We start from the raw sequence: 22,145 nt of genomic DNA on the forward strand, positions 1-22,145 counted from the left end.
GAGGACCCATGGCCCGAGACAGGACCCAAGGCGAAGACTACGTCGCCCCGCTGCGGCGGCTCTTGGTGGGTATTCTCATTGCGTTTCTGTTGGCGATCTTCCTGCTTTGGCGGATCGACAGCCCGCGCGTTGAGCGGTTTCGCGCGATGATCACCGATCAATTTGTCCCGTCTTTTGAATGGGTTATGACGCCGGTTACTGGCACTATCAACCTGATGCGCGATTTCCAAAGCTATCAGCGCGTGGTGGAGCAGAACAAAGAATTGCGCCGCGAGCTGCAGCAGATGAAGGCCTGGAAAGAGGCGGCGCTGCAATTGGAACAGGAAAACGCCCGCCTGCTGGATCTCAACAATGTGCGGCTTGATCCGCGCCTGACCTTTGTGACTGGCGTGGTTCTGGCCGACAGTGGCTCGCCCTTTCGGCAGTCTGTGCTGCTGAATATCGGCGCGCGCGACGGCATTGTGGATGGCTGGGCGGCGATGGATGGCATCGGCCTTGTGGGCCGCATTTCCGGCGTGGGGGAGACGACCGCGCGTGTCATTCTGCTAACCGACAGCTCCTCGCGTATTCCGGCCATGATCCAGCCCTCGGGGCAGACAGCCCTGATTGTGGGTGACAATTCCCTCGCGCCGCATGTGGATTTCTTGGAGAACCCGGACCAGGTGCGCCCCGGCGACCGGGTGGTCTCCTCCGGTGATGGCGGGGTCTTTCCGCCCGGCCTGCTGATTGGGCAGGTGGCGTCAGATCCAAATGGCCGCCTGCGTGTGCGCCTCGCGGCGGATTACGAGCGGCTCGAATTTCTGCGCGTGCTGCGCGATCATGGCAAGGAAAAGATCGAAAAGCCCGGCGGGCTGATCGTGCCCGAAGATGTGGTTGTGGGGCCAAGTGATGGCTGAGAGTGCGGGTACCAAACTCTGGATCATGCGCACGGCCTTCGCCCTCTTGGCGCTCTTGATCCTTTATTGGCAGCTGTTGCCACTGGAAACGGTACCGCGCCGCTGGACCGGCCCAGATCTGTTGCTGGTCCTCTGCGCGCTTTGGGCCATTCGCCGTCCGGTCTATGCACCGCCCTTGCTGATTGGGACGGTCATGTTGCTGGCAGATTTTCTGCTTGGGCGCGGCCCGGGGCTGTTTGCGGCGCTGACGGTCTTTGTCTGCGAGAAGCTGCGCAACCGCAGCCTCACGACCAACGACATGCCGTTTACCCTTGAATGGCTCACGGCGGCGGGCGGCATGATCGCCGTGATCATCGGTCATCGCATCGTCACTTCATTCGTTCTGCTGGAGCAATCGTCGCTCGGCCTTACGCTTATTCAACTGATCATGACCGTATTGGCCTACCCCCTTGTGGCCGGCTTTTGCCAGCTGTTTTTGGGTCTGCGCAAAGCCGCGCCACATGAGCGCGACGGATTGGCAGGGCGCGCATGAAGCGGCCCGGCGCAGATACCAGCGCAGCGCAGCAGCGCATGACGCGCAGAGGCTTGCTCTTGGGTGGCGCGCAACTGGGCTTCATGGCGTTGCTCGGCCTGCGCATGCGCCATTTGCAAGTTGAGCAAGCCGACGAATACCGGCTGCTGGCCGAAGAAAACCGCATCAATATTCGCCTTATCGCCCCGGCGCGCGGGGAAATTTATGATCGCAACGGTGTGGTCATCGCCGAGAATGAGCCCAGCTATCGGATCACCATCGTGCGCGAGGATGCCGGGAATGTGGATGAGGTCATCAAGAACCTCTCGACCCTGATCGAACTGGATGACAGCGAACTCAACCGCGCCATGACCGAAATGAAGCGCTCTCCGCCATTTCTGCCCATTACCGTGGCCGAACGCATCAGCTGGGAAGAGATGTCGCGTGTGGCCGTCAACGCCCCCGCCCTGCCCGGTGTCACGCCCGAGGTTGGCCTGTCACGCAAATATCCACATAGCCATGATTTCGCGCATGTGATCGGCTATGTCGGTCCGGTGTCAGACTATGACCTGTCCAAGATCGAAGACCCCGATCAACTGCTGCTGATCCCGCGGTTTCAGATCGGCAAGGTCGGGCTTGAGGCGAAGATCGAAGAAAAGCTGCGCGGCAAAGCGGGCACCAAACGGGTGGAGGTCAACGCCGTGGGCCGCGTCATGCGCGAGCTGGATCGCCGCGAGGGTCAAGCGGGTGACGATCTGCAGCTGACGATAGATCAAAAGCTTCAGAGTTACATTCAGGCGCGATTGGGCGAGGAAAGCGCGGCCGCCGTGGTCATGGATTGCAAAAGCGGCGAAATTCTTGCGATCAACTCAGCGCCAAGTTTCGACCCGAACCTCTTTGTGCGTGGTATTTCGGTCGCTGACTATGCCGCGCTGACGGAAAACGATCACCGCCCGCTGGCGACAAAATCCGTGCAGGGCACCTACCCGCCCGGCTCGACCTTTAAAATGGTCACGGCGCTGGCCGCGCTGGAACATGGGGTGATCAATTCGGACAATACAGTCTGGTGCCCCGGCCATCTGCAGGTGTCCAACCGGCGCTTTCACTGCTGGAAGCGCGGTGGCCACGGGCACATGAACCTGGAAACGGCGCTGCGCGAAAGCTGCGATGTCTATTTCTATGAAATCGCGCTTGAGGTCGGGATCGACAATATCACTGATATGGCCAACCGGCTGGGGCTGGGCATCCGCCACAATATTCCCATGTCAGCGGTGGCCAGCGGGCTGACCCCGACCAAAGCCTGGAAGCAGCGGAATCGCGAAAACCCCTGGGTCGTCGGGGATACGGCCAATGCCTCGATCGGGCAGGGTTTTGTGCTGACCTCCCCACTCCAACTTGCGGTGATGACCGCGCGGCTGGCCTCCGGCAAGGCGGTGGAGCCACGGTTGGTGAAATCCATCAATGGCATTGATCAGACCGTGCCAGCCGAAGAGATCCCGGATCTTGAGGTCAACCCAAACCATTTACGGCTGGTGCGAAAAGCCATGTTTGCCGTGTCCAACCATCGGCGCGGCACGGCCTATAGTAAGCGCATCATTGCAGATGAATTCCGGCTGGCTGGCAAAACCGGCACCAGCCAGGTGCGCAATATCACCGCCGCCGAACGGCGCGCCGGGGTGATCCGCAACGAGGACCTGCCTTGGGGGCGGCGCGATCACGGGCTGTTCGTCAATTTTGCCCCCTATGACGATCCGCAGATTGCGGTGGCTGTCATCATCGAACATGGCGGCGGCTCCAGCGCGGCCACACCCGTCGCGCGCGACATCACCTTGCAAGCGCTCTACGGGGGCGATCCCCCGCTTGAGGCCTATCCCGCCAAGGACCGCGACGCGATCAAAGCCCAGCAGGAACGCCTGCGCCAAGAGTTCCCCAATCTGGCTGCCAGCAAGAGGGACCGTGCATGAGTTATCTTGAGTACTCCGTCAAATCGGTGCCCACGGGGTTTCGCAAGATCCTGTACCTGAACTGGCCGCTGGTTCTGCTGCTGATATCGGTGGCGAGCGTTGGCTTTCTGATGCTCTATTCCGTGGCCGGCGGATCCTTCAGCCCCTGGGCGGCAGCGCAGATGAAACGCTTTGTTATGGGCATGGGGCTGATGTTCGTCATCGCAATGGTGCCGATCTGGTTCTGGCGCAATGTCTCTGGCGTGCTTTATGCCGGATCGCTGGTGCTCCTCGTGCTGGTTGAGATGATGGGCACCGTGCAGATGGGGGCGCAGCGCTGGATCGACCTTGGGTTTATGCGCCTGCAGCCCTCAGAATTGATGAAGATCACGCTCGTGATGTTTCTGGCCTCTTATTATGACTGGCTACCGCTCAACAAAACTTCGCGCCCTTTATGGATACTGTTGCCAATCGTGATCATTTTGATCCCGACCTTTCTGGTCCTGCGGCAACCTGACCTTGGCACATCCTTGCTGCTGTTGATGGGCGGAGCGTCGGTGATGTTCATGGCCGGTCTGCACTGGGGCTATTTCGCCGCTGTCTTTGCCATGGGCGCTGGTCTGATCACGGCGGTGTTTCAGTCGCGGGGCACCGAATGGCAGCTCTTGAAAGACTATCAATACCGCCGGATTGACACGTTTCTGGACCCGGCGACTGACCCTCTGGGGGCGGGCTATCACATCACCCAATCCAAGATCGCGCTGGGATCTGGCGGCTGGACCGGGCGCGGGTTCATGCAGGGCACGCAGAGCCGGCTGAACTTTCTGCCCGAAAAGCACACTGATTTCATCTTTACCACGCTGGCCGAAGAATTCGGCTTTGTCGGAGCCTTTTCTTTGCTGAGTCTTTACGCGCTGGTCATCGCCTTCTGCCTTTGGTCGGCGCTGTCCAACAAGGACCGGTTTTCCGCGCTGATGACCGTTGGCATCGCCAGTACGTTTTTCCTGTTTTTCGCGGTCAATATGTCGATGGTGATGGGGATGGCCCCGGTGGTGGGTGTGCCGCTGCCCATGGTCAGCTATGGCGGATCAGCGATGCTGGTGCTGCTGGTGGCCTTTGGCATGGTCCAAAGCGCCCATGTGCACCGACCGCGCTAAGCCACGCCAAGCGCGCGCTTGAGCTGCTTTGTCAGCGGCGAGCGCGCGTCTCGCTGCCAATAGATCAAACCAATGGTTCTTTCATGGCCCAGCGGCACAAACGTCGTCCCAGCCGTGTCTGGGAGCCCTTCCCAATCCGGCAACACCGCCTGCCCCAAGCCCTGGATCACAATCTGCGCGATGACTTCAGGTGCATCCATCTCGCAGATCACATTCGGATCAGAGTCGCTTTCCAGCAACGCCTTCCAACATTGCGCTCCGCCCCAAGAGTTGCGATCATAAACGACATAAGGTGCAGAGGCTGCGTGATTGCGCTGCCGAAAAATACCAATTTTCTGCGCTGCCAATCTATCAAAGCGTAGCGCCTTTGGGAGAGCAAAAGGCGGCTTCACAATGATCGCAGCATCCAGACGCCGCTCCCTTACGGCATCGTAAAGCTCTTCTGACGTCCCAGGCGAAACCTGCAAAGTTACCTCCGGGGCTTGACTGTTCAGATGTGACACCAATTTCGAACCATATTGGCCAAGCGCTGTCGAAATCGCGCCGAACCGAAGAACACCCGTGAGCGTATCGGCCGCCAATAGGCGTGCCATGTCGCGCTGAATATCCAACATTCCCTGCATGGATGGTATCAACGCCTGTCCTTCCGAGGTTATCGCGGTATGCCGGCCTTCGCGCGTAACAAGTTTCACACCGAGTTCCGCTTCAAGCGCGGCCAGCCGCTGCGAGACCGCGGCAGCCGTCACCGACTGACGACGAGCGGTGGCGGCAATAGACTTCTCCTTCGCGACAAGGAGAAAGCTTTCTACAAATCTCAAATCCATAGAAATTCTTATGCCAGAACAAACAAAACTAAGCTAACCTAAATTATGAGATTGGCGGTAAACCTCTTGCAGACCCCTAAAGTAGGAATACCGATGTTCGCTTTTCACCTTGCCATAAATGTTACCGATCTAGACGAAGCACGCCAATTTTACGGAGGCCTTCTTGGATGCCTGGAAGGGCGTTCAGCCGAAAATTGGGTCGACTTTGACTTCTTTGGTCATCAGCTCTCACTCCACCTCGGCGAACCGCTGCAGGTGGCGAAAACGGGCACGGTCGGTGATCACAAGGTACCCATGCCGCATTTCGGTGTGATTTTGACGCTGCAGGACTGGCGCACACTCGCCAAGAAACTTTCAAATGCAGGCGTGAACTTCGAGATTGCCCCGCAAATTCGATTTGAAGGCCAACCTGGGGAGCAGGCAACCATGTTTTTCTATGATCCATCCGGTAATCCCGTCGAGATCAAGGGCTTCAAACAGGAAAGCGGAGTCTTCTCACAGTGATCAATGTTCTTTTTGCCGCTGGGCCGGAAAACTGGGCCGATTACCAAGCCCCTCTTCGGGCGTGCTTTGCCCGAGAGGATCTGAATGTCGCGCTCAGCACGTCGCATGCTGCAGCCGAGACCGACTATATCATCTATGCCCCCAGCGGTCCGCTGCAGGATTTTTCGCCTTACCGAAACTGCAAAGCCGTGCTCAGCCTCTGGGCCGGGGTGGAGCGGATTGTCGGCAACCAAAGCCTGACCATGCCGCTGTGCCGGATGGTGGATCCGGGCCTTACGCAGGGCATGGTGGAATGGGTCAGCGGCCATTGCCTGCGCTATCATCTGAATATTGATGGAACGCTATCGCGGCAGTCCGGCGCGTGGGATCGATATGTGCCCCCCTTGGCGTCCGAACGGCGTGTGACCGTGCTGGGACTGGGGCAATTGGGGCAGGCCTGCGCCACAGCTTTGGCGCGCATTGGCTTTGACGTCACCGGATGGGCCCGCAGCGCCAAAGCGATCGCAGGGGTACGCTGTTTGCATGGCGTTGATGGGCTAAGCGACGCGCTGCGCACTGCGGAGATTCTGGTGCTCTTGCTGCCGGACACGCCGGACACCGACACTCTGATCAACGCCCAACGCTTGGCGCAGCTGCCGCAAGGCGCGCGAATCCTCAACCCCGGGCGCGGCACTTTGATTGACGACGCGGCGTTGCTGGCGGCGCTCGATCGCGATCATATCGCCCATGCCACGCTGGATGTGTTTCGCCAAGAACCGCTGCCGCCCGATCATTTGTATTGGGCGCACCCCAATGTGACCGTCACGCCGCATATCGCCGCAGAAACCCGCCCCGAGACGGCGGCCAGGGTGATTGCCGAAAACATCCGCCGCAGCGAATCCGGCGAACCGCTGCTCTACCTCGTGGATCGGGCGCTGGGATACTAGCGCAGTTTTGGCGGCTTTTCGGGGTCCGAGCCCGGCGCGACCGGCACATAGTCGGTCGTTGTCTGAGGCTCGGGCAAATCAAACCGCAGCCCGACGCGCGCCATCTGCGCGGCAATGGGGTCGCTGGCCTCAAAAAAACCGACATCCAGACGGCCCGCCTCGATCCCACTGAAGGTCAAGGCCTCTGAGACCGCCTTGGCCAGCGCATCGCGCGCTTCGGGCACGGCGCCAACAAAGCCAAGCATATGCGAGCGCGCACCGCTGTCATAGGTGATGCCCACGAGATAGGCCCAGCGCGCCAGACCTGTCGCGGTCGACAGCTTGGCGTCCAGCGCAGTGATAAGCTCTTCGGGCAGCCCGGCGGGCGGGGTAAGCGTATCGATACGGCTTTCGACCTCATCCGGTGCATGTGCAAGCGTCTGCACCAGCCAGTCCAGCGCTTCATTCGGGATCATGATGGACGAGGGTGCGACCTCAAGGTTGACGCCCAGCCCGATGCCCGAGGGCGCGAGCATCTGGGCGATCATGCGGCCCGACAGCGCCGCATAGGGGGCCGGTCGCCCGACAAAGTTTGCGAGCCGCTCATCGGTGTCAAACACCAGCACAAATTGCTGGCCCTGTGTTTCAAAGACGTCCGGGCTGATCTTGTCATCTTCCGGTTCCTTGTCGAGCAGCACAAACAGCTCTGCATCTGCCAGACGCTCAAAGAAACGCAGGCGCGCAGCGTCATCCTCTGGCGCGGCCTCCATCGCGGCATGGGCGTGGTCAAGCGGTGTCTCGGTCATGTCAGGGCCTCCGTCACCGCTGCGCGCAAAGACGGCAGCAGATCGGTTTCAAACCAGGGGTTTTTCTTCAGCCACCCAGTATTGCGCCAGGACGGATGAGGCAAGGGAAAGACGCGCGGCGCATGTGCGGCCCAATTGCGCACCGTTTCGGTGACCGGGCCGCTGCCCAGGTGCCATTTCTGCGCATAGCCCCCCACCAATAGCGTCAACCGCACATCCGCCAGATGCGCCAAAACATCCGCCCGCCAGGTCCGCGCGCAGATCGGGGGCGGCGGAAGATCGGCCCCCTTGGCGTTGTAGCCGGGAAAACAAAACGCCATGGGCAGAATGGCAATGCGGCTTTGATCATAGAAAATCGTCTCATCCACCCCCATCCAAAGGCGCAGACGATCCCCCGAAGGATCGGTAAAGGGACGGCCCGAGGCATGCACACGCGCGCCAGGGGCCTGCCCTGCGATCAGGATGCGCGCGCCAGGTTGAAACCAGACCACCGGGCGCGGCTGATGCGCGGTTGCCGTTGCCGCAAAGCGCGCGGCGCAAAGACGGCAATCACGGATCTGCGATGTCAGATCTTGGGTCAACGCGCGGCGCGCCTCCTGTCAGGGTCATGCCCCTTGGCATAGAGCAATCGCGCGGCAGGGCCTAGAGGTTTGCTCAGCTCAGGAACCGTTCGATCACCGCGGCCTGTTGCAATTTCCCATCAGGATCAGCAGCGGTTTTCAGCTTGCAGAACGCCTCGCCCCAGTCCGAGGTCCGCGCGCGGATCGGCGGCGCGTCAGACTGCATGCACGCCATCACCACAGCGGCCACTTCATCCGGCGTTTGGTAGATATCATCGCTGTCCGCCCGTGCGGTTGCCCCGCCGATGTACTTCTGCAGGGTCGGCAGGTATTCATCCTCCAGCATACCGCCGGTTTCCATCACATGTTTCATCACATTGTCAGCAAAGGCCGACGTGATGCCGCCGGGCTCTAGCACCGAAAAATTGATGCCAAACGCCGGGGTGACATAGCTGGCGAGCGCTTCGGTGAACCCTTCGACGCCAAATTTCGCGCCGCAGTAGATTTCGTTGAACGGCTGGCCGACCAGCCCGCCCACCGAAGAGATGGTGATGACATGGCCCGCACGCGCCTTGCGCATGTGGGGCATGACCGCTTTGGTGCAGCGCACGACCCCCATGAAGTTCACATCCATCACCCAGTTGATGTCCGCTTCGCTCGCTTGCTCGAGCGTACGAACGTACCCGGCCCCGGCATTGTTGACCAACACATCGATTCGGCCTTCTGCGTCGATGATCTTGGCAACGGCCGCCTCCACCGATGCCATGTTCTGCACATCAAGCTGGAGAACCGAAATGGCGACATTCGCCTCTGCGGCGGCGGCATCCAGCGCCGCGCGCTTATCAAGATTGCGCATGCTGGCATAGACCTGATGGCCGGCTTTTGCGGCTTGCACCGCAATACTGATGCCAAGCCCCGTGGAGGTGCCGGTGATAAGAACAATTTTTGACATGTGAGCCTTCTTTCAGGAGCTAAAGCGCAATCACGCTGCGATGGAGAGCCAGATGCGATCAAACATCTGGTTCAAGTCTGAGGGGGGCGTTTCGGAACCAGCCATGACCGATTGCCGGGCCAGAAAGGCGACCGGCCCCACCAGCAAAGTGACAATGGTCGACACCGGCAGGGGCGCAAGCGTGCCATCCGCAACCGCGCCAGCGATCAGGTCAAGCAACGCCTCAGCGTCCTGCGCCAGCTTGGCGTTCTGAGCTTCAGTAAGAATTTGTGCTGCGCCCGCGAACTCAACAAACATGAATTCCTGCGGGTGGCTCTGGGTAAACGCAACCAAAGCAAACCAGATATTGCGGATCATCTCCCGCGATGTCGCGGCCGGGGCGGCCAGCATCATGCGTTCATGCATGTCCGATTTGATCTGAAGATAGACCTGCTGCAGCATTTCCTCTTTGTTTTCAAACCGCAGATAGATCGTTCCGGTCGCCACCCGCGCGCGTTTGGCCACCGCCCCGACCGAGGTCGCGCCAATGCCTTTTTCCGCCACTTCTGCCACAAGGGCCTGGCGAATTCTGGCAAAACTCTTTTCTGCGGTTTCTCGGGCCATGCTGATTCTAAAAATGAATATTCATTTTTATTTGTGGCGCGTGCGCTAAGAATACAAGGGCGCGCGCATCTCTTTTTCAGAACCCGCAGTTTTTTCTTGCGCTGCAAATTTATTTCTATAATTCTAGAAATATGAAACATTTGCACCCAGAAGACCTTTCCCTTGAGATTGCCGCCTCTACCTTTGCCGCCCTCGGGTCCGAGCAAAGGCTCGCGGTGCTACGCACGCTTGTGCGTGCGGGGACTGACGGGCTGAGTATTGGCGAGCTTGGCCAGCGCACCAATGTGATAGGCTCCACCCTGACCCATCACATGAAAATCCTCACTCAGGCCGGGCTGGTACGGCAGGAAAAACGGGGACGCAGCATCATTTGTGCCGCCGTCGCCTTTGACGAGTTGCGGGCCCTTTCGGAATTTCTGCTGAGCGAATGCTGCGCAGATGCCCAAAATCAGGAGCATGACCATGGCTGATCTACAGGAAAGCCACAGCCACACGCATGGCAAGCCGCTGCTGAAGCGCATCGACAACGCTTGGTTGGCGGTTCTGGGCACGTTGCTGGCGTTTTTGGTGCTGGACACGGCGGCGCTGTGGCCCTCTGTGGCCTTCGCGCTTGAGGCCCTGGGCGAAACTGCGCCTTTCATCCTTTTTGCTGTGCTGGTGATCGCCTATCTGAAGGCAAGCGGCGCTGAAACTGTAGTGGCACGCGCTTTTGTCGGCCGGGAAAGCCGCATGATTGTCTTTGCGGCCTTGCTCGGTGGGCTTGCGCCATTTTGCTCTTGTGAGGTGATCCCCTTCATTGCCGCGCTTTTGGCGGCGGGGACACCCCTGTCGGCGGTCATGGCCTTTTGGCTTGCCTCGCCCCTGATGGATCCGGCGATGTTCACCATCACCGCTGGCCAACTGGGGTTTGACTTTGCTCTTGCCAAAACCCTCGCCGCGGTTGGACTGGGGTTGATGGGGGGATACATCACCATGCTGGCGGCCAAATCGCCGGTCTTTGCTGACCCTCTGCGCGCAGCGGCCCCGGCAAGCGGATCGTGCTGCGGCAGTGCAAAACCCTTTTCAGGTACGCCGGAGTGGCGGTTCTGGCAGCACGCGGAGCGCCGCGCCATTTTTGGGGCCACCTTCTGGGAAAACGGGCACTTCCTGCTGAAATGGCTCACCCTTGCCTATCTGCTGGAAGCGGTGATGATCCGCTATGTCCCCGCCGACTTCATCGCAGGGTTTCTCGGCGGCGAGGGGCCACTGCCAATCCTGCTGGGGGCGGTTGTCGGCGCACCGGCGTATTTGAATGGCTATGCCGCCGTCCCGCTGGTGGATGCGCTGCTGCAGCAGGGCATGGCTAATGGGGCCGCGATGAGCTTTATGCTGGCCGGCGGTGTCAGCTGCATCCCCGCCGCCATCGCCGTCTGGGCCCTGGTCAAACCGCGTGTCTTTGCGGCCTATCTTGGCTTTGCCTTGACCGGCAGTTTCCTTGCAGGCCTGATCTGGCAAGCGGTGGCCTGACGGGCACACACGGGCCTGTGATGCAGCAATTCTCCAAGAGAGATCAACCGGCGTTGCCCATGGCGCAGATTTCGTTTATCTGCGAGAAAAACAAGAAAACCGGGGAGCCTCCATGTATCGTGTCTGGAATTTTCTGACCAATTACTCGCTTCTGCTCATCATCGGGGCCGTACTGGCGCTGATCTGGGCAAATACAAATCCTGATACCTACCACCATTTCGTAGAGTTCGTGATCTGGGACCATGCGCCCATTGGCCATTATCATGACGGCCATCGCACGCTGACCCTGCATTACCTTGTGAATGACGTCTTTATGGCGCTGTTCTTCGCCATTGCGGCCAAGGAAGTCTGGGAAGCCGTGGTGCTTGAAGACGGCTCGCTGCGCGGCAAGAAAGCCGCCACGCCGCTGTTTGCCACTGCGGGCGGCATGTTCGGCCCAATTGGCGTTTATCTGGGTCTGGCCCTGTTTCTGGGCTCTGACACCTATAATGCCGTGGCCAATGGCTGGGCAATTCCAACCGCCACAGACATCGCGTTTTCCTACCTTGTGGGCCGGATTGTCTTTGGCGCGGGCCACCCTGCGGTGCGCTTTCTGCTGCTGCTTGCGATTGCCGATGACGCGGCGGGTCTGATCATTCTGGCGATCTTCTACCCATCGGGCGATCTGGCACCAATCTGGCTCCTGGCCTCCTTTGGGGCAGCGGCTGGGGTGTTCATCCTGTTCAACTGGCTGCCACGCAAGCTGGATGCGGGCAATGAACTGCGGCCCAACTCCACATGGGTGCGCAAGAACCTGCACTTTGTGCCTTACGCCATTGCGGGCTGCATCAGCTGGTATGGCTTCATGCGCTCTGGCCTGCACCCGGCGCTTGGCCTGCTGCCGGTGGTGCCCGCCATTCCACACGCAGATCGCGCCTTTGGGTTCTTCTCGGACGCGGAAAGCCACCTGCATGACCTCTTGAACGTCATGGAACACGCGCTGAAACATCCGGTCGAAGTGGTGCTGTTCTTCTTTGGCCTGCTGAACGCGGGCGTGGAGTTTAGCGCGATCGGCGATGCCACATGGCTGGTTCTGGCAGGTCTTATCATCGGCAAACCCGTGGGCATTCTGCTCTTTGGCTGGGTGGCCGCTGTGCCGCTCAGGTTGGGCATCCCGCAGGGCATGCGCATTATCGACCTAGTGGTGATCGGCTTTGTGGCCGCCATCGGCTTTACCGTTTCGCTCTTTGTGGCCTCGGTCGCCTTTGATGCGGGCCCGGTGCAGGACGCGGCGAAGATGGGTGCACTCTTCAGCTTTGGCGCGGCGATTATCTCGATCGTTGCCGGCAAGCTGCTGCGCGTAAACAAGATCGAACTGCAAGCGGCGGAATAAGCCACAGCAAACTCAGGCAAAACCGGTGCATTCGCGCCGGTTTTGTCATTTTTTTGCCCCAATTGAGCAGGATATATTGGCCTAAACAGGCAAATCCGACATAATGACAGAACCCCAAAGGGGATCTTAAGAAATCTCCGTCAAGGAGAAGGCAGAGCAGCGCCGGAGCAGATGAATGCTCGAATTTGATAATGTCAGCAAGTCCTTCTGGACGGGCACGCAGCGCAAGGTGATCCTTGACCGCGTGTCTTTTCGCGTTGAGCTGGGCCGCTCGCTGGGCATTCTGGCCCCCAATGGCACCGGCAAAACCACGTTGGTCAATATGATGGCGGGGCTGGAAAAACCGGACGAAGGCGAAATCCGTCGCCAATGCCGGGTGTCCTTTCCGCTCGGGTTCATGGGCGGCGTTGTCAACAAACACACCGCCGTGGAAAACAGCCGCTATATCGCCCGGCTCTATGGGCTTGATCCCGATTATGTCGAATCCTTCTGCCGCTGGCTCTGCGGGCTGGATGAATATTTTGACCAACCTTTGGGCACCTACTCATCGGGCATGCGCGCGCGCTTTACCTTTGCGCTGATGCTGGCGCTGGATTTTGACATCTATCTGGTGGACGAAGGCATGCCCTCCTCCACCGATGTTGAATTTAATCGCAAAGCAGGCGAAGTTCTGCGCGAGCGTCTGCGCACAACAACGATGATCATCGTTTCGCACCAGCCCAAAACGCTGGAAAAATTTGCCCGATCCGCCGCCGTGCTGCTCAATGGGCAATTGCACATGTTTGACACCTTGGAAGAGGCAAAGCAGCTTTATGACTACCAAACCCAAGGCTAAGAAATTTCGCATCCGGCGCAGCCCGCATCAGATGGCCACGGCAGAAAAACTGCCCGAACCGAACGCTGAATCAGAGGCCCCGGCAGCGCCGATGCCCGAGGTCGCGCCCTTGGCCGCTGTGCCCACAGAGGGGGGCGGGCCCGAGCAACCTTTGTCTGATCGCGCGGCCCGTCGTCAGGCGCGTCTGGCGCGGTCTGCCGAACGCCGCGCGAAATCGGGTGCCGCAGATGACGCAAGCCCGATGCCCACAGCCCCGGAAGAGGCCCATGATGGCTTGGCCTCGGTCGCAGAGGCCGGAGCCCCCGCCGCTGCAGAGCGCCCGGCCATGCGCCGCACCCGCGCCGCGCCGGCAACCGGCGGCACCAGCGCGCCTCCCTCTTCGATCCCCACTGCTGCTGCCCCGGCCACAAGTGGCCTGTCGCCAGAGCAGGAGCTAGCCCAGATCCGGCAAGAGGGTTTGACCGGCCGCCAGCTGCGCATGGCGCGCCGCTTGGCGCAAAAACATGGCTTGGCGGCGACCTCGGATTATGATGCCGTGCGCCTGTTGCGCGCGCAGGGGCTGGACCCGTTCCGCCGCTCAAACATGCTGGACATGGCCGCGCCCGATGGGCTCCCGGCAGTCAGCGGCGCGGCGCAATTGCCGCAGACCCAGGCCGAAGGTGGCCAAAACCTGCCAAGCATGGAAATGGCATCCCCCACCGAGCGCCGCGTGCGCGAAATTGGGGACATTCAGAAAGACATCGCCCGCCGACGCCGGCGCAAGATGATGCTGATGATCTCGCGGCTGGCGGCCTTTGTGATGCTGCCGACCATTCTGGCGGGCTGGTATTACTACAAAGTCGCCACCCCGATGTATGCGACCAATTCGGAATTTCTGATCATCCAATCAGAAAGCGCCGGGGCCGGTGGAGGCCTGGGCGGCCTCTTCTCGGGGACGCAGCTGGCCACCAATTCGGACAGCATCGCGACGCAATCCTATCTGCAATCCAAAGACGCGATGTTGCGGCTTGATGCGGACGAAGGGTTCAAATCGGTCTTTGCCGATCCGACCATCGACCCGCTACAGCGGCTCGCGGAAAATCCCTCAAATGAGCAGGCCTACAAGGTCTATAAGAAATACGTGAAAATTGGCTATGATCCGACCGAAGGCGTGATCCGCATGGAGGTTTCGGCCCCCGATCCCGGCATCAGCGCCCGCTATTCCGAAGCGTTGATCGACTATGCCGAACAGCGGGTGGATGAGCTGTCACAGCGCAAACGCGAAGACCAGGTCAAGGATGCCCGCCGCAGCCTGGAAGACGCCAAAGCCGACCGGCGCGAGGCGCAGGCGCGACTGGTCGAGCTGCAAGAAGGCACGGTACTGGACCCTGAAGGGCTGATTGCCAGCCTGCGTCAGCAGATCAGCACCTATGAGATTGAGCTGCAGGAAAAGCAGCTTGAATTGACCCAGCTCTTGGACAATGCCCGCCCGAACGAAGCGCGAGTGGAAGGCGCCCGCGGCAGCATCCGCCGTCTGCAAGGCGTCCTGCAAGCATTGCAGGAACGGATGACCGCCGCGAAGGAAGGCGACGATTCATTGGCCAAACAAACTTCGGCCATTCAGATCGCGCAGGCCGACCTAGCGACCGCCGACCTGATCATGCAGTCGGCGCTGCAAACGCTGAAGCAGACCGAACTCGAAGCCAGCCGTCAGGTGCGCTATCTGACCACGTCGGTGGCCCCCGTCGCCTCCGAAGATCCAAGCTACCCGCGCGCCTTTGAAAACACGATCCTCAGCTTTCTGATCTTTTCAGGGATCTATCTGATGATCTCGCTGACCGGCTCGATTTTGAAAGAGCAAGTGTCAGGATAAACAAAAAATGGCGCTCCGCGGAGCGCCATTTTCTTTGGATTACCTGCCTATCCCGCAGTAAGCCCGCGCCCTTTGAGCAGCGCCTCAACCCCGGGCAAACGGCCACGGAAGCGCGTATACAGCGCCTCTGCCTCGGCCGACCCACCTGCGGACAGAATATGCGTCTCTAGCGCGGCGGCCCGTTCTGGATCAAAGGCACCGCCCGCCTCTTCAAAGGCAGCAAAAGCGTCGGCATCCATGACCTCAGACCACATGTAGCTGTAATAACCGCTGGAATAGCCATCCCCCGCAAACACATGCGCAAAATGCGGCGTCGCATGGCGCATTGTAATCGCCTGCGGCAGCCCAATGTCAGCCAGCACCTCTGCCTGTTTTGCCATCGGGTCCACTGGCGCGGCACCCTCATGAAAGGCCAGATCCACGATCGCCGAGGCAACATATTCAACGGTCGCAAACCCCATGTCAAAATTCGCGGCCTCCAGCACTTTGTCGAGCATCTCCTTGGGCATTGGCGCGCCGGTTTCTGCATGGGTGGCAAACTCTTGCAGCACCTCGGGCACCTCAAGCCAATGTTCATAAAGCTGGCTGGGCAGCTCCACAAAGTCACGCGCCACCGATGTGCCGGAAATGCTTTCGTAGGTCACATTGCTCAGCATTTGGTGCAGCGCATGGCCAAATTCGTGAAACAGCGTGCGCGCGTCATCATAAGACAGCAGTGCCGGATCGGATTTGGCAAAGTTGCAGACGTTAATCACAACGGGGGTCTGCACCTTAGGAAACTTCGCCTGGCTGCGCATCGCCGAGCACCAGGCCCCAGACCGTTTGGAGCCGCGCGCAAAGTAGTCTCCAATAAAAACAGCGACATGCGCGCCATCGCGCGTGACCTCCCAGGCGCGGCAATCCGCGTGGTAGAGCGGCACGTCGAGCGGTTTGAAATTCAGCCCAAACAAGCGATGCGCACAGGCAAAGGCCGCTTCGATCATGCGATCAAGCTGCAGATAAGGTTTGAGCGCCGCCTCATCGAGGTCATGTTCTGCCTTGCGGCGCTTTTCTGCGTAATACCGCCAGTCCCATGGCTCCAACACGCCGTTGATGCCATCAGCATGCATCATTTCGGTCAGCACCTCTGCATCGGCCTCGGCTTGTGCCTTGGCGGGGCCCCAGACCTGCATCAGAAGGTCCCGCACCGCCTCTGGCGTCTTGGCCATTTCGGTTTCCAGCTTGTAATGCGCAAAGTCTTTGTACCCGAGCAACTGCGCCCGCTCGGACCGCAACGCCAAGATCTCAGCCGCAATCGCCCGGTTGTCGGTGCCCCCGCCATTGGCCCCACGTGCGGCCCATGCGGCAAAGGCCTTTTCGCGCAAATCCCGGCGCGGACTGAATTGCAAAAACGGCGTGATCAGAGACCGCGACAGCGTCACCACCGGCCCATCAGCGCCCTTTTCTTGCCCCGCCGCGCGAGCGGCCTGCACCACAAAATCAGGCAGCCCCGCCAAATCCTCTTCGGTCAAAGGCATGAACCAGTCGCGTTCGTCCGCCAATAGGTTCTGGGTGAACTCTGTGCCAAGGACAGCGAGACGCGATTTAATCTCTTTCATCCGATCGGCTTCGACGCCGGTCAGCGCCGCGCCGGCGCGCACAAAACCGCGATGGGTCAGCATCAGTACCCGCGCCTGTTCATCCGTCAACTGAAGGCTTTCGCGCTTGTCCCAGACCTCAGCCACCCGCGCAAACAGCGCAGAATTGGCGGAAATCTCTGCGCTATGGGCTGCGAGTTTGGGGGAAAATTCACGTTGCAGCGCCTCGCGCGCGGGGCTGCTGTCAGCCCCGGCAACGGTGAAAAACACCGACAAGACCTGATCAAGCGCCGCGCCTGCCGCCTCAAGCGCTTCAATGGTATTGGCGAAATTTGCCGGAGAGTCTTCGTCCGCAATCGCGTCAATCTCCGCCTTATGCGCCGCCAGCGTCGCCTCTAACGCAGGGGCAAAATCGGCATCGTCGATCTTGTCAAACGGGGCGAGCGCGAAGGGTGTATTCCAGTCAGACAACAAAGGGTTGGTCATACGTTTTCTCCGCCGGGGGTGCCGCAGGTCGGGCAATCCGGTCTTTTCTTAAGTGAAATCTTGCGGGTCTCGCCGTAAAGCCCGTCGTAAATCAGCATTTCGCCACTGAGCGTCACGCCTGCGCCGGTTATATGCTTGATCGCTTCAAGCGCCATCATGGTGCCGATAATGCCCGGAAGCGGGCCAATCACCCCCGCTTCGGCGCAATTTGGGGCCAAATGCGCAGCCGGGGCGCTGGGGAAGACACAGTGATAACAGGGATGCGCGCCATCGCTTTGAAACAGGCTCACCTGCCCTTCCCATTGGGTTATCGCGCCGGACGCCAGAGGCTTGCCTTGGGCCACGCAGGCGGCGTTGACCAAATAGCGGGTGTCAAAGTTGTCGCAGCCATCCAGCACAATGTCATAATCGGCAATCAGCGCTTCGGCATCTTCAGGCCCCAAGCGCCGCTGATAGGGACGCACGGTGACAAATGGGTTTTGGGCGCGCATGGCCTGGGCAGCAGAATGCACTTTGGGCATGCCGATATTGGCATCTTTGTGGATCACCTGGCGCTGCAGGTTGGAGTTGTCCACCACGTCATCATCCACCACGCCAATGGTCCCGACCCCAGCCGCCGCCAGATACATCAACGCAGGGGAGCCAAGCCCCCCTGCCCCAATCACCAAAACCTTGGCGTCTTTCAGCCGCTTTTGCCCCAGCCCGCCAACCTCATGCAGCACGATATGGCGCGCATATCGACTAAGCTCGGTGTCGCTAAACGGGCCATTTTGCGCAGGTTGTGTGGTTTCCGCCGGTTTCGCCATGCTCCGCAGCCGCGCAAGGCCGATGCGATAAAGCACCACCAGCGCCAAGCCACCGCCAAACAGCAGCCATGGCGCGGCGCTGCCGCCGGTGGCCAGCCGCAGGGCATTGCCGTCTGGCAACACCAGATGCGCGAGCAGCACCGCACCATAAAGCAGACCGAGCATCGCATAGCGCGCAGACCGTGGGGTTTTCAGCAAAACGCCCATCCCCCAGAGAACCGCTGCGATCAGAAATACAAAAAACATTACCCAGTCCCGGTCGAGCCAAACCCACCGCTGCCGCGCGCCGTGTCGCTAAGGTCCGCGACCAGATCAAATCGCGCCTGCAGCACGGGGGCCACGACCATCTGCGCAATGCGTGCACCATGATCGATGTGAAACGGCTCTTGTCCGGCATTCAGTACAATCACACCCAGTGGACCACGATAATCGCTATCAATGGTGCCGGGCGTGTTGGGCAGGGTAATCCCATGTTTCAGCGCAAGACCTGAGCGCGGGCGGATCTGCACCTCATAGCCCGCCGGGATTTCCATCCGCAGCCCGGTGGGCACCAAGGTGCGCTCGCCCGGGGCAAGCGTGACGCCAGCACGGGCGTTTTTTGCAAAATTCGCCCTCAGGTCCGCGCCTGCTGCGCCAGCGGTTTCATAGGACGGCAGCGCGACATCCTGATCGGCGTCTTCGGTAAAGGTGAGTTTGATCGGCACCAGGGCAGCGGTCACATGTGTCATGCGTCAGCCTTCTGCCAAAGCTTCAACGATCTTGTCGGCCAACTGGCGCGCCACATCGTCTTTGCCCATACGGGGCCAGGTTTCGGCCCCCGCCTCAGAAATCAGCACGATAGCGTTTTCAGAGCCGCCCATAATGCCGGTCTCGGGCCGCACGTCATTGGCAACGATCCAATCACATCCTTTGCGTGCGCGTTTTTTGGTTGCATTTTCAACAACATCATCAGTTTCGGCGGCAAAGCCAATGACCAGTTCGGGACGGCCCTCTTTCATCTGCGCCACCGCCGCAAGAATATCGGGGTTTTCCAGGAAACTGAGGCTGGGGAGTGTCCCCGCCTGTTTCTTGATCTTGCTGTGGCTTGCCCCATCCACACGCCAATCCGCAACCGCCGCAGCAAAAATCGCCGCGTCTACAGGCAGGGCATTTTGGACCGCCTCCGCCATTTCCTGCGCGGTCTCAACCTCGACAATCTGCGCGCCTTCCGGGCGCGGGGCGTCGGCGGGCCCGGTCACAAAGATCACTTCGGCCCCAAGCAGGGTCAGCGCACGCGCAATCGCCGTGCCCTGCGCACCAGAGCTTCGGTTGGCAATGTAGCGCACGGGGTCAATCGGCTCATGGGTCGGCCCTGATGTCACAAGCACACGCTTGCCGGTCAGCGGGCCAACAGCGAATTGCGCCTCAATCGCGGTGACAATTTCATGCGGCTCTGCCATGCGGCCAAAGCCATATTCGCCGCAGGCCATATCGCCCTCATTGGGGCCGACAACCGCGACGCCGTCAGATTTGATCTGTGAAAAATTGCGTTGTGTGGCGGGGTGCTCCCACATGCGCACATTCATCGCGGGCGCGAGCAGGATCTGCGTGTCGGTCGCCAACAGCAGCGTTGAGGCGAGATCATCCGCCACCCCATGTGCCATCTTGGCCATCAGATTGGCCGTCGCCGGCGCGACCACAATCAGATCGGCAGAGCGCGAAAGCTGAATATGCCCCATCTCGGCCTCGTCGGTGAGGTCAAACAAATCCTGATAGGCCTTTTCCTCGGCCAAGGCAGACACAGACAGCGGCGTAACAAATTCTTTGGCTGATGCGGTCAGCACCGGCGTCACCCAAACTCCGCGTTTGCGCAGCTGGCGGATCAAATCCAGCGATTTATAGGCGGCAATCCCCCCGCTGATGATAAGGAGAATACGTTTGTCTTCCAGCATTTGGCCACTCCGGTTTCCGGCTGACCAGACACTAACACCTTGGAGGGCAGAGACAAGCGGCGCTTAGACCATGAGCCCGCGCAGAACGTCGCTGTGCGGCTGCAAAGACTGCCGCATCTTGGCCAAAGCGCCCGCTTCGAGCTGGCGAACACGTTCCTTGGAAATGCCCATTTCCTGACCCAGCGTTTCCAGCGTCTGCACCTCATCCGCCAATTTGCGGCTGCGAATGATCTTCTTTTCACGCTCACTCAGCCCATCCATCGCCTCAGCCAGCCAAGTGCGCAGGGCGCGAAAATCATGCTGCTGATCCACGTGATCGCTGCCCAGAGCATTTTCATCCTCAAGGACGTCAATCCATTCGCGGCCATCTTCATCCCTGCTTTGCACCGCGTTCAAGGAAAAATCGCCGCCCGCAAGACGCCCCTGCATCATGACAACATCCTTCAGCGAAACGCCAATTTCGCTCGCGATACGCTCCGCCCGTTGATGCGGGTCAAGACCGGCGCATTCAGCATCTCGTTCCAGCTGCGCTTCAATGCGGCGCAGATTGAAGAAGAGGCTCTTTTGCGCAGAGGTGGAGCCGGTGCGCACCATCGACCAATTGCGCATGACATGGTCTTGGATCGAAGCTTTGATCCACCACACGGCATAGGTTGAAAAACGTACACCGCGATCCGGGTCAAAGCGATCAGCCGCTTTCATCAGACCCAGGCCCGCTTCCTGAATAAGATCAGACAGCGGCACGCCGTAGCGTTTGAATTTTGTCGCCATTGAAATTGCGAGCCGCATATAGGCCGTGATCAGCCGATGCAGCGCCTTTTCATCGCGCTGATCGCGCCAGGCATAGGCCAGCGCCCGTTCGGTTTCGGCGTCAAGCAGCTCTGCCTTGCGCGCGCCCCGAGTTACCATGTTGGATGTATAACCGTTTGAAGACATCAGCCGCTCCTTGCTTGTCGGTTTCATGAATAGTACGCACGAGCAGGCCATTTGGTTCATTCGTGAGGGAAAAAATGTTGCCCAAACTAACTTTTGTGCTAGGCGGGGCCGCTTCGGGCAAATCTGCCTTCGCTGAAAAGCTGGTCAACGATGCCGGATGCCCCAAGGTTTATCTGGCCACCGCGCAGGCGTTTGACGCTGAGATGCGGGCCAAAATTTCTGCCCATATCGCGATGCGCGGCGCAGGCTGGCATACGATCGAAGCGCAGCTTGATCTGGCCCCCGCCTTGGCGGGTTGCCGCGCCGATCAGGTGGTGCTGTTGGATTGCGCCACGATGTGGCTCAGCAATCAGTTGCTGGCCGAAAAGGATGTTGCCGAGGCGACCGCCGCACTTTTGGAGGCGCTGGCGGCCTGCCCCGGCCGCATTGTCCTTGTGTCCAACGAGGTCGGCATGGGCATCGTGCCTGACAACGCATTGGCGCGGCAGTTTCGCGAGGCACAGGGAAAATTGAACCAACAGCTTGCCGCCGCTGCTGATCTGGCGTTTTTTGTGGTCGCCGGCCTGCCGCAATGCCTGAAAGGCGATTGGCCGTGAGCCGGCTTTTTCTGGTGCGCCACGGCCCGACGCATGCGAAAACGATGGTCGGCTGGTCGGATTTACCTGCGGACCTCAGCGACCACGCGGCACTGGCGCGGCTTGAGGCGGCGCTGCCTGCCGACGCTTTGGTCGTGTCCTCAGATCTGATCCGCGCGCGCAGCACCGCAGATGCGATTCAAGCGCGGCGCAAGCGCCTGCCCCACAGCGCCGATCTGCGCGAAATACACTTCGGCGCATGGGAGATGCAGCGCTTTGACGACGTTGACGATCAGGATCACATCCGTCGTTTCTGGGAAGAGCCGGGGGATATCGCTGCGCCCGGAGGCGAAAGCTGGAATATATTTGCCGCGCGCACCAATGATGCGATTGACGCGCTGCGCCACGCGCATTCTGGACAAGACTTGGTGATCGTGGCGCATTTTGGCGTGATCATCACCCAGATTCAGCGGGCGCTTGGGCTGTCTGCCTATGACGCCTTTGGCCACAAGATCGACAACCTGTCGCTGACCGAAATTCACACCACGCCAAATTGGGCCGCGCCGCGCATCAATCACATTCTGTGATGTGGCCACGCACAAAGCATC

The 22,145-nt window shown here is 59.9% G+C and carries 23 protein-coding genes; 13 read left to right on the forward strand and 10 right to left on the reverse strand.

The genetic code is table 11. The features are described 5' to 3' along the window. The first annotated feature begins 8 nt into the window (after positions 1 to 8). From mreC to rodA, 4 genes are read left to right on the forward strand one after another with little or no spacing between them, the layout of a single operon-like run. A complete protein-coding gene (mreC, locus tag N6L24_RS11910) occupies positions 9 to 896 on the forward strand; it encodes a rod shape-determining protein MreC (protein ID WP_271844908.1) in 888 nt (295 codons plus the stop codon). Then, positions 889 to 1,428 (forward strand): rod shape-determining protein MreD, encoded by a 540-nt coding sequence (locus N6L24_RS11915; protein ID WP_271844909.1) that lies wholly within the window; start codon positions 889 to 891, stop codon positions 1,426 to 1,428. The genes mreC and N6L24_RS11915 overlap by 8 nt, the downstream gene beginning before the upstream one ends. After that, a complete protein-coding gene (gene mrdA / locus N6L24_RS11920; protein WP_271844910.1) occupies positions 1,425 to 3,371 on the forward strand; it encodes a penicillin-binding protein 2 in 1,947 nt (648 codons plus the stop codon). Before N6L24_RS11915 ends, mrdA begins: the two co-directional genes overlap by 4 nt. Further along, on the forward strand, positions 3,368 to 4,507 hold the full coding sequence (gene rodA / locus N6L24_RS11925) for a rod shape-determining protein RodA (RefSeq protein ID WP_271844911.1): 1,140 nt from the start codon (positions 3,368 to 3,370) through the stop codon (positions 4,505 to 4,507). Before mrdA ends, rodA begins: the two co-directional genes overlap by 4 nt. Here rodA and N6L24_RS11930 read toward each other — a convergent pair. Further along, entirely contained in the window at positions 4,504 to 5,331 is an 828-nt protein-coding gene (locus tag N6L24_RS11930; protein WP_271844912.1) for a LysR family transcriptional regulator, read from the reverse strand. The two genes, rodA and N6L24_RS11930, sit on opposite strands and share 4 nt — an antisense overlap. Positions 5,332 to 5,424: 93 nt before the next feature. Between N6L24_RS11930 and N6L24_RS11935 the strand changes: the two genes are divergently transcribed. Then, a complete protein-coding gene (locus tag N6L24_RS11935; RefSeq protein ID WP_271844913.1) occupies positions 5,425 to 5,835 on the forward strand; it encodes a VOC family protein in 411 nt (136 codons plus the stop codon). Further along, a complete protein-coding gene (locus N6L24_RS11940; RefSeq protein WP_271844914.1) occupies positions 5,832 to 6,761 on the forward strand; it encodes a 2-hydroxyacid dehydrogenase in 930 nt (309 codons plus the stop codon). Before N6L24_RS11935 ends, N6L24_RS11940 begins: the two co-directional genes overlap by 4 nt. Here N6L24_RS11940 and N6L24_RS11945 read toward each other — a convergent pair. From N6L24_RS11945 to N6L24_RS11960, 4 genes are all read right to left on the reverse strand, one after another. Then, a complete protein-coding gene (locus tag N6L24_RS11945) occupies positions 6,758 to 7,546 on the reverse strand; it encodes an SseB family protein (protein ID WP_271844915.1) in 789 nt (262 codons plus the stop codon). The two genes, N6L24_RS11940 and N6L24_RS11945, sit on opposite strands and share 4 nt — an antisense overlap. Beyond that, on the reverse strand, positions 7,543 to 8,127 hold the full coding sequence (locus N6L24_RS11950; protein WP_271844916.1) for a uracil-DNA glycosylase family protein: 585 nt from the start codon (positions 8,125 to 8,127) through the stop codon (positions 7,543 to 7,545). The genes N6L24_RS11945 and N6L24_RS11950 overlap by 4 nt, the downstream gene beginning before the upstream one ends. Positions 8,128 to 8,200: 73 nt before the next feature. Further along, positions 8,201 to 9,058 (reverse strand): SDR family oxidoreductase, encoded by an 858-nt coding sequence (locus N6L24_RS11955; RefSeq protein WP_271844917.1) that lies wholly within the window; start codon positions 9,056 to 9,058, stop codon positions 8,201 to 8,203. A gap of 30 nt (positions 9,059 to 9,088) precedes the next feature. After that, on the reverse strand, positions 9,089 to 9,661 hold the full coding sequence (locus N6L24_RS11960) for a TetR/AcrR family transcriptional regulator (protein WP_271844918.1): 573 nt from the start codon (positions 9,659 to 9,661) through the stop codon (positions 9,089 to 9,091). A gap of 131 nt (positions 9,662 to 9,792) precedes the next feature. Here N6L24_RS11960 and N6L24_RS11965 point away from each other — a divergent pair, with 131 nt between their 5' ends. The 5 genes from N6L24_RS11965 (at position 9,793) to N6L24_RS11985 (ending at position 15,226) form a co-directional block, all read left to right on the forward strand. Further along, positions 9,793 to 10,131: an ArsR/SmtB family transcription factor gene (locus tag N6L24_RS11965; RefSeq protein ID WP_271844919.1), complete on the forward strand. Its 339-nt coding sequence runs from the start codon at positions 9,793 to 9,795 to the stop codon at positions 10,129 to 10,131. Further along, complete coding sequence (locus N6L24_RS11970; protein WP_271844920.1) at positions 10,124 to 11,167, forward strand: permease; 1,044 nt, start codon at positions 10,124 to 10,126, stop codon at positions 11,165 to 11,167. Before N6L24_RS11965 ends, N6L24_RS11970 begins: the two co-directional genes overlap by 8 nt. A 112-nt stretch (positions 11,168 to 11,279) precedes the next feature. Beyond that, the gene (locus N6L24_RS11975; RefSeq protein ID WP_271844921.1) at positions 11,280 to 12,539 is read left to right on the forward strand and encodes a Na+/H+ antiporter NhaA; all 1,260 of its coding nucleotides are present in this window, start codon (positions 11,280 to 11,282) and stop codon (positions 12,537 to 12,539) included. Between the two features lie 175 nt (positions 12,540 to 12,714). Beyond that, positions 12,715 to 13,374: an ABC transporter ATP-binding protein gene (locus N6L24_RS11980; protein ID WP_271844922.1), complete on the forward strand. Its 660-nt coding sequence runs from the start codon at positions 12,715 to 12,717 to the stop codon at positions 13,372 to 13,374. Further along, positions 13,352 to 15,226, forward strand: coding sequence for a capsule biosynthesis protein (locus tag N6L24_RS11985; RefSeq protein WP_271844923.1), 1,875 nt, complete (start codon positions 13,352 to 13,354; stop codon positions 15,224 to 15,226). The genes N6L24_RS11980 and N6L24_RS11985 overlap by 23 nt, the downstream gene beginning before the upstream one ends. Positions 15,227 to 15,273: 47 nt before the next feature. On the opposite strand, the gene N6L24_RS11990 is transcribed toward N6L24_RS11985, so the two are convergent. From N6L24_RS11990 to N6L24_RS12010, 5 genes are all read right to left on the reverse strand, one after another. Then, on the reverse strand, positions 15,274 to 17,289 hold the full coding sequence (locus N6L24_RS11990; protein ID WP_271844924.1) for a M3 family metallopeptidase: 2,016 nt from the start codon (positions 17,287 to 17,289) through the stop codon (positions 15,274 to 15,276). Next, the gene (locus N6L24_RS11995; RefSeq protein WP_271844925.1) at positions 17,286 to 18,341 is read right to left on the reverse strand and encodes a HesA/MoeB/ThiF family protein; all 1,056 of its coding nucleotides are present in this window, start codon (positions 18,339 to 18,341) and stop codon (positions 17,286 to 17,288) included. The genes N6L24_RS11990 and N6L24_RS11995 overlap by 4 nt, the downstream gene beginning before the upstream one ends. Continuing rightward, a complete protein-coding gene (dut, locus tag N6L24_RS12000) occupies positions 18,341 to 18,823 on the reverse strand; it encodes a dUTP diphosphatase (RefSeq protein WP_442872600.1) in 483 nt (160 codons plus the stop codon). The genes N6L24_RS11995 and dut overlap by 1 nt, the downstream gene beginning before the upstream one ends. 3 nt (positions 18,824 to 18,826) lie before the next feature. Then, entirely contained in the window at positions 18,827 to 20,026 is a 1,200-nt protein-coding gene (gene coaBC, locus N6L24_RS12005) for a bifunctional phosphopantothenoylcysteine decarboxylase/phosphopantothenate--cysteine ligase CoaBC (protein WP_271844926.1), read from the reverse strand. 63 nt (positions 20,027 to 20,089) lie between these two features. Beyond that, positions 20,090 to 20,962: an RNA polymerase factor sigma-32 gene (locus N6L24_RS12010; protein ID WP_271844927.1), complete on the reverse strand. Its 873-nt coding sequence runs from the start codon at positions 20,960 to 20,962 to the stop codon at positions 20,090 to 20,092. 74 nt (positions 20,963 to 21,036) lie between these two features. Here N6L24_RS12010 and cobU point away from each other — a divergent pair, with 74 nt between their 5' ends. Further along, complete coding sequence (gene cobU / locus N6L24_RS12015; protein ID WP_271844928.1) at positions 21,037 to 21,558, forward strand: bifunctional adenosylcobinamide kinase/adenosylcobinamide-phosphate guanylyltransferase; 522 nt, start codon at positions 21,037 to 21,039, stop codon at positions 21,556 to 21,558. Further along, positions 21,555 to 22,124 (forward strand): histidine phosphatase family protein, encoded by a 570-nt coding sequence (locus N6L24_RS12020; RefSeq protein WP_271844929.1) that lies wholly within the window; start codon positions 21,555 to 21,557, stop codon positions 22,122 to 22,124. The genes cobU and N6L24_RS12020 overlap by 4 nt, the downstream gene beginning before the upstream one ends. Positions 22,125 to 22,145 lie beyond the last annotated feature (21 nt).

The organism is Cognatishimia sp. SS12 (genome assembly GCF_028369055.1).
In the GTDB taxonomy this organism is placed as follows: Bacteria; Pseudomonadota; Alphaproteobacteria; order Rhodobacterales; family Rhodobacteraceae; genus Cognatishimia.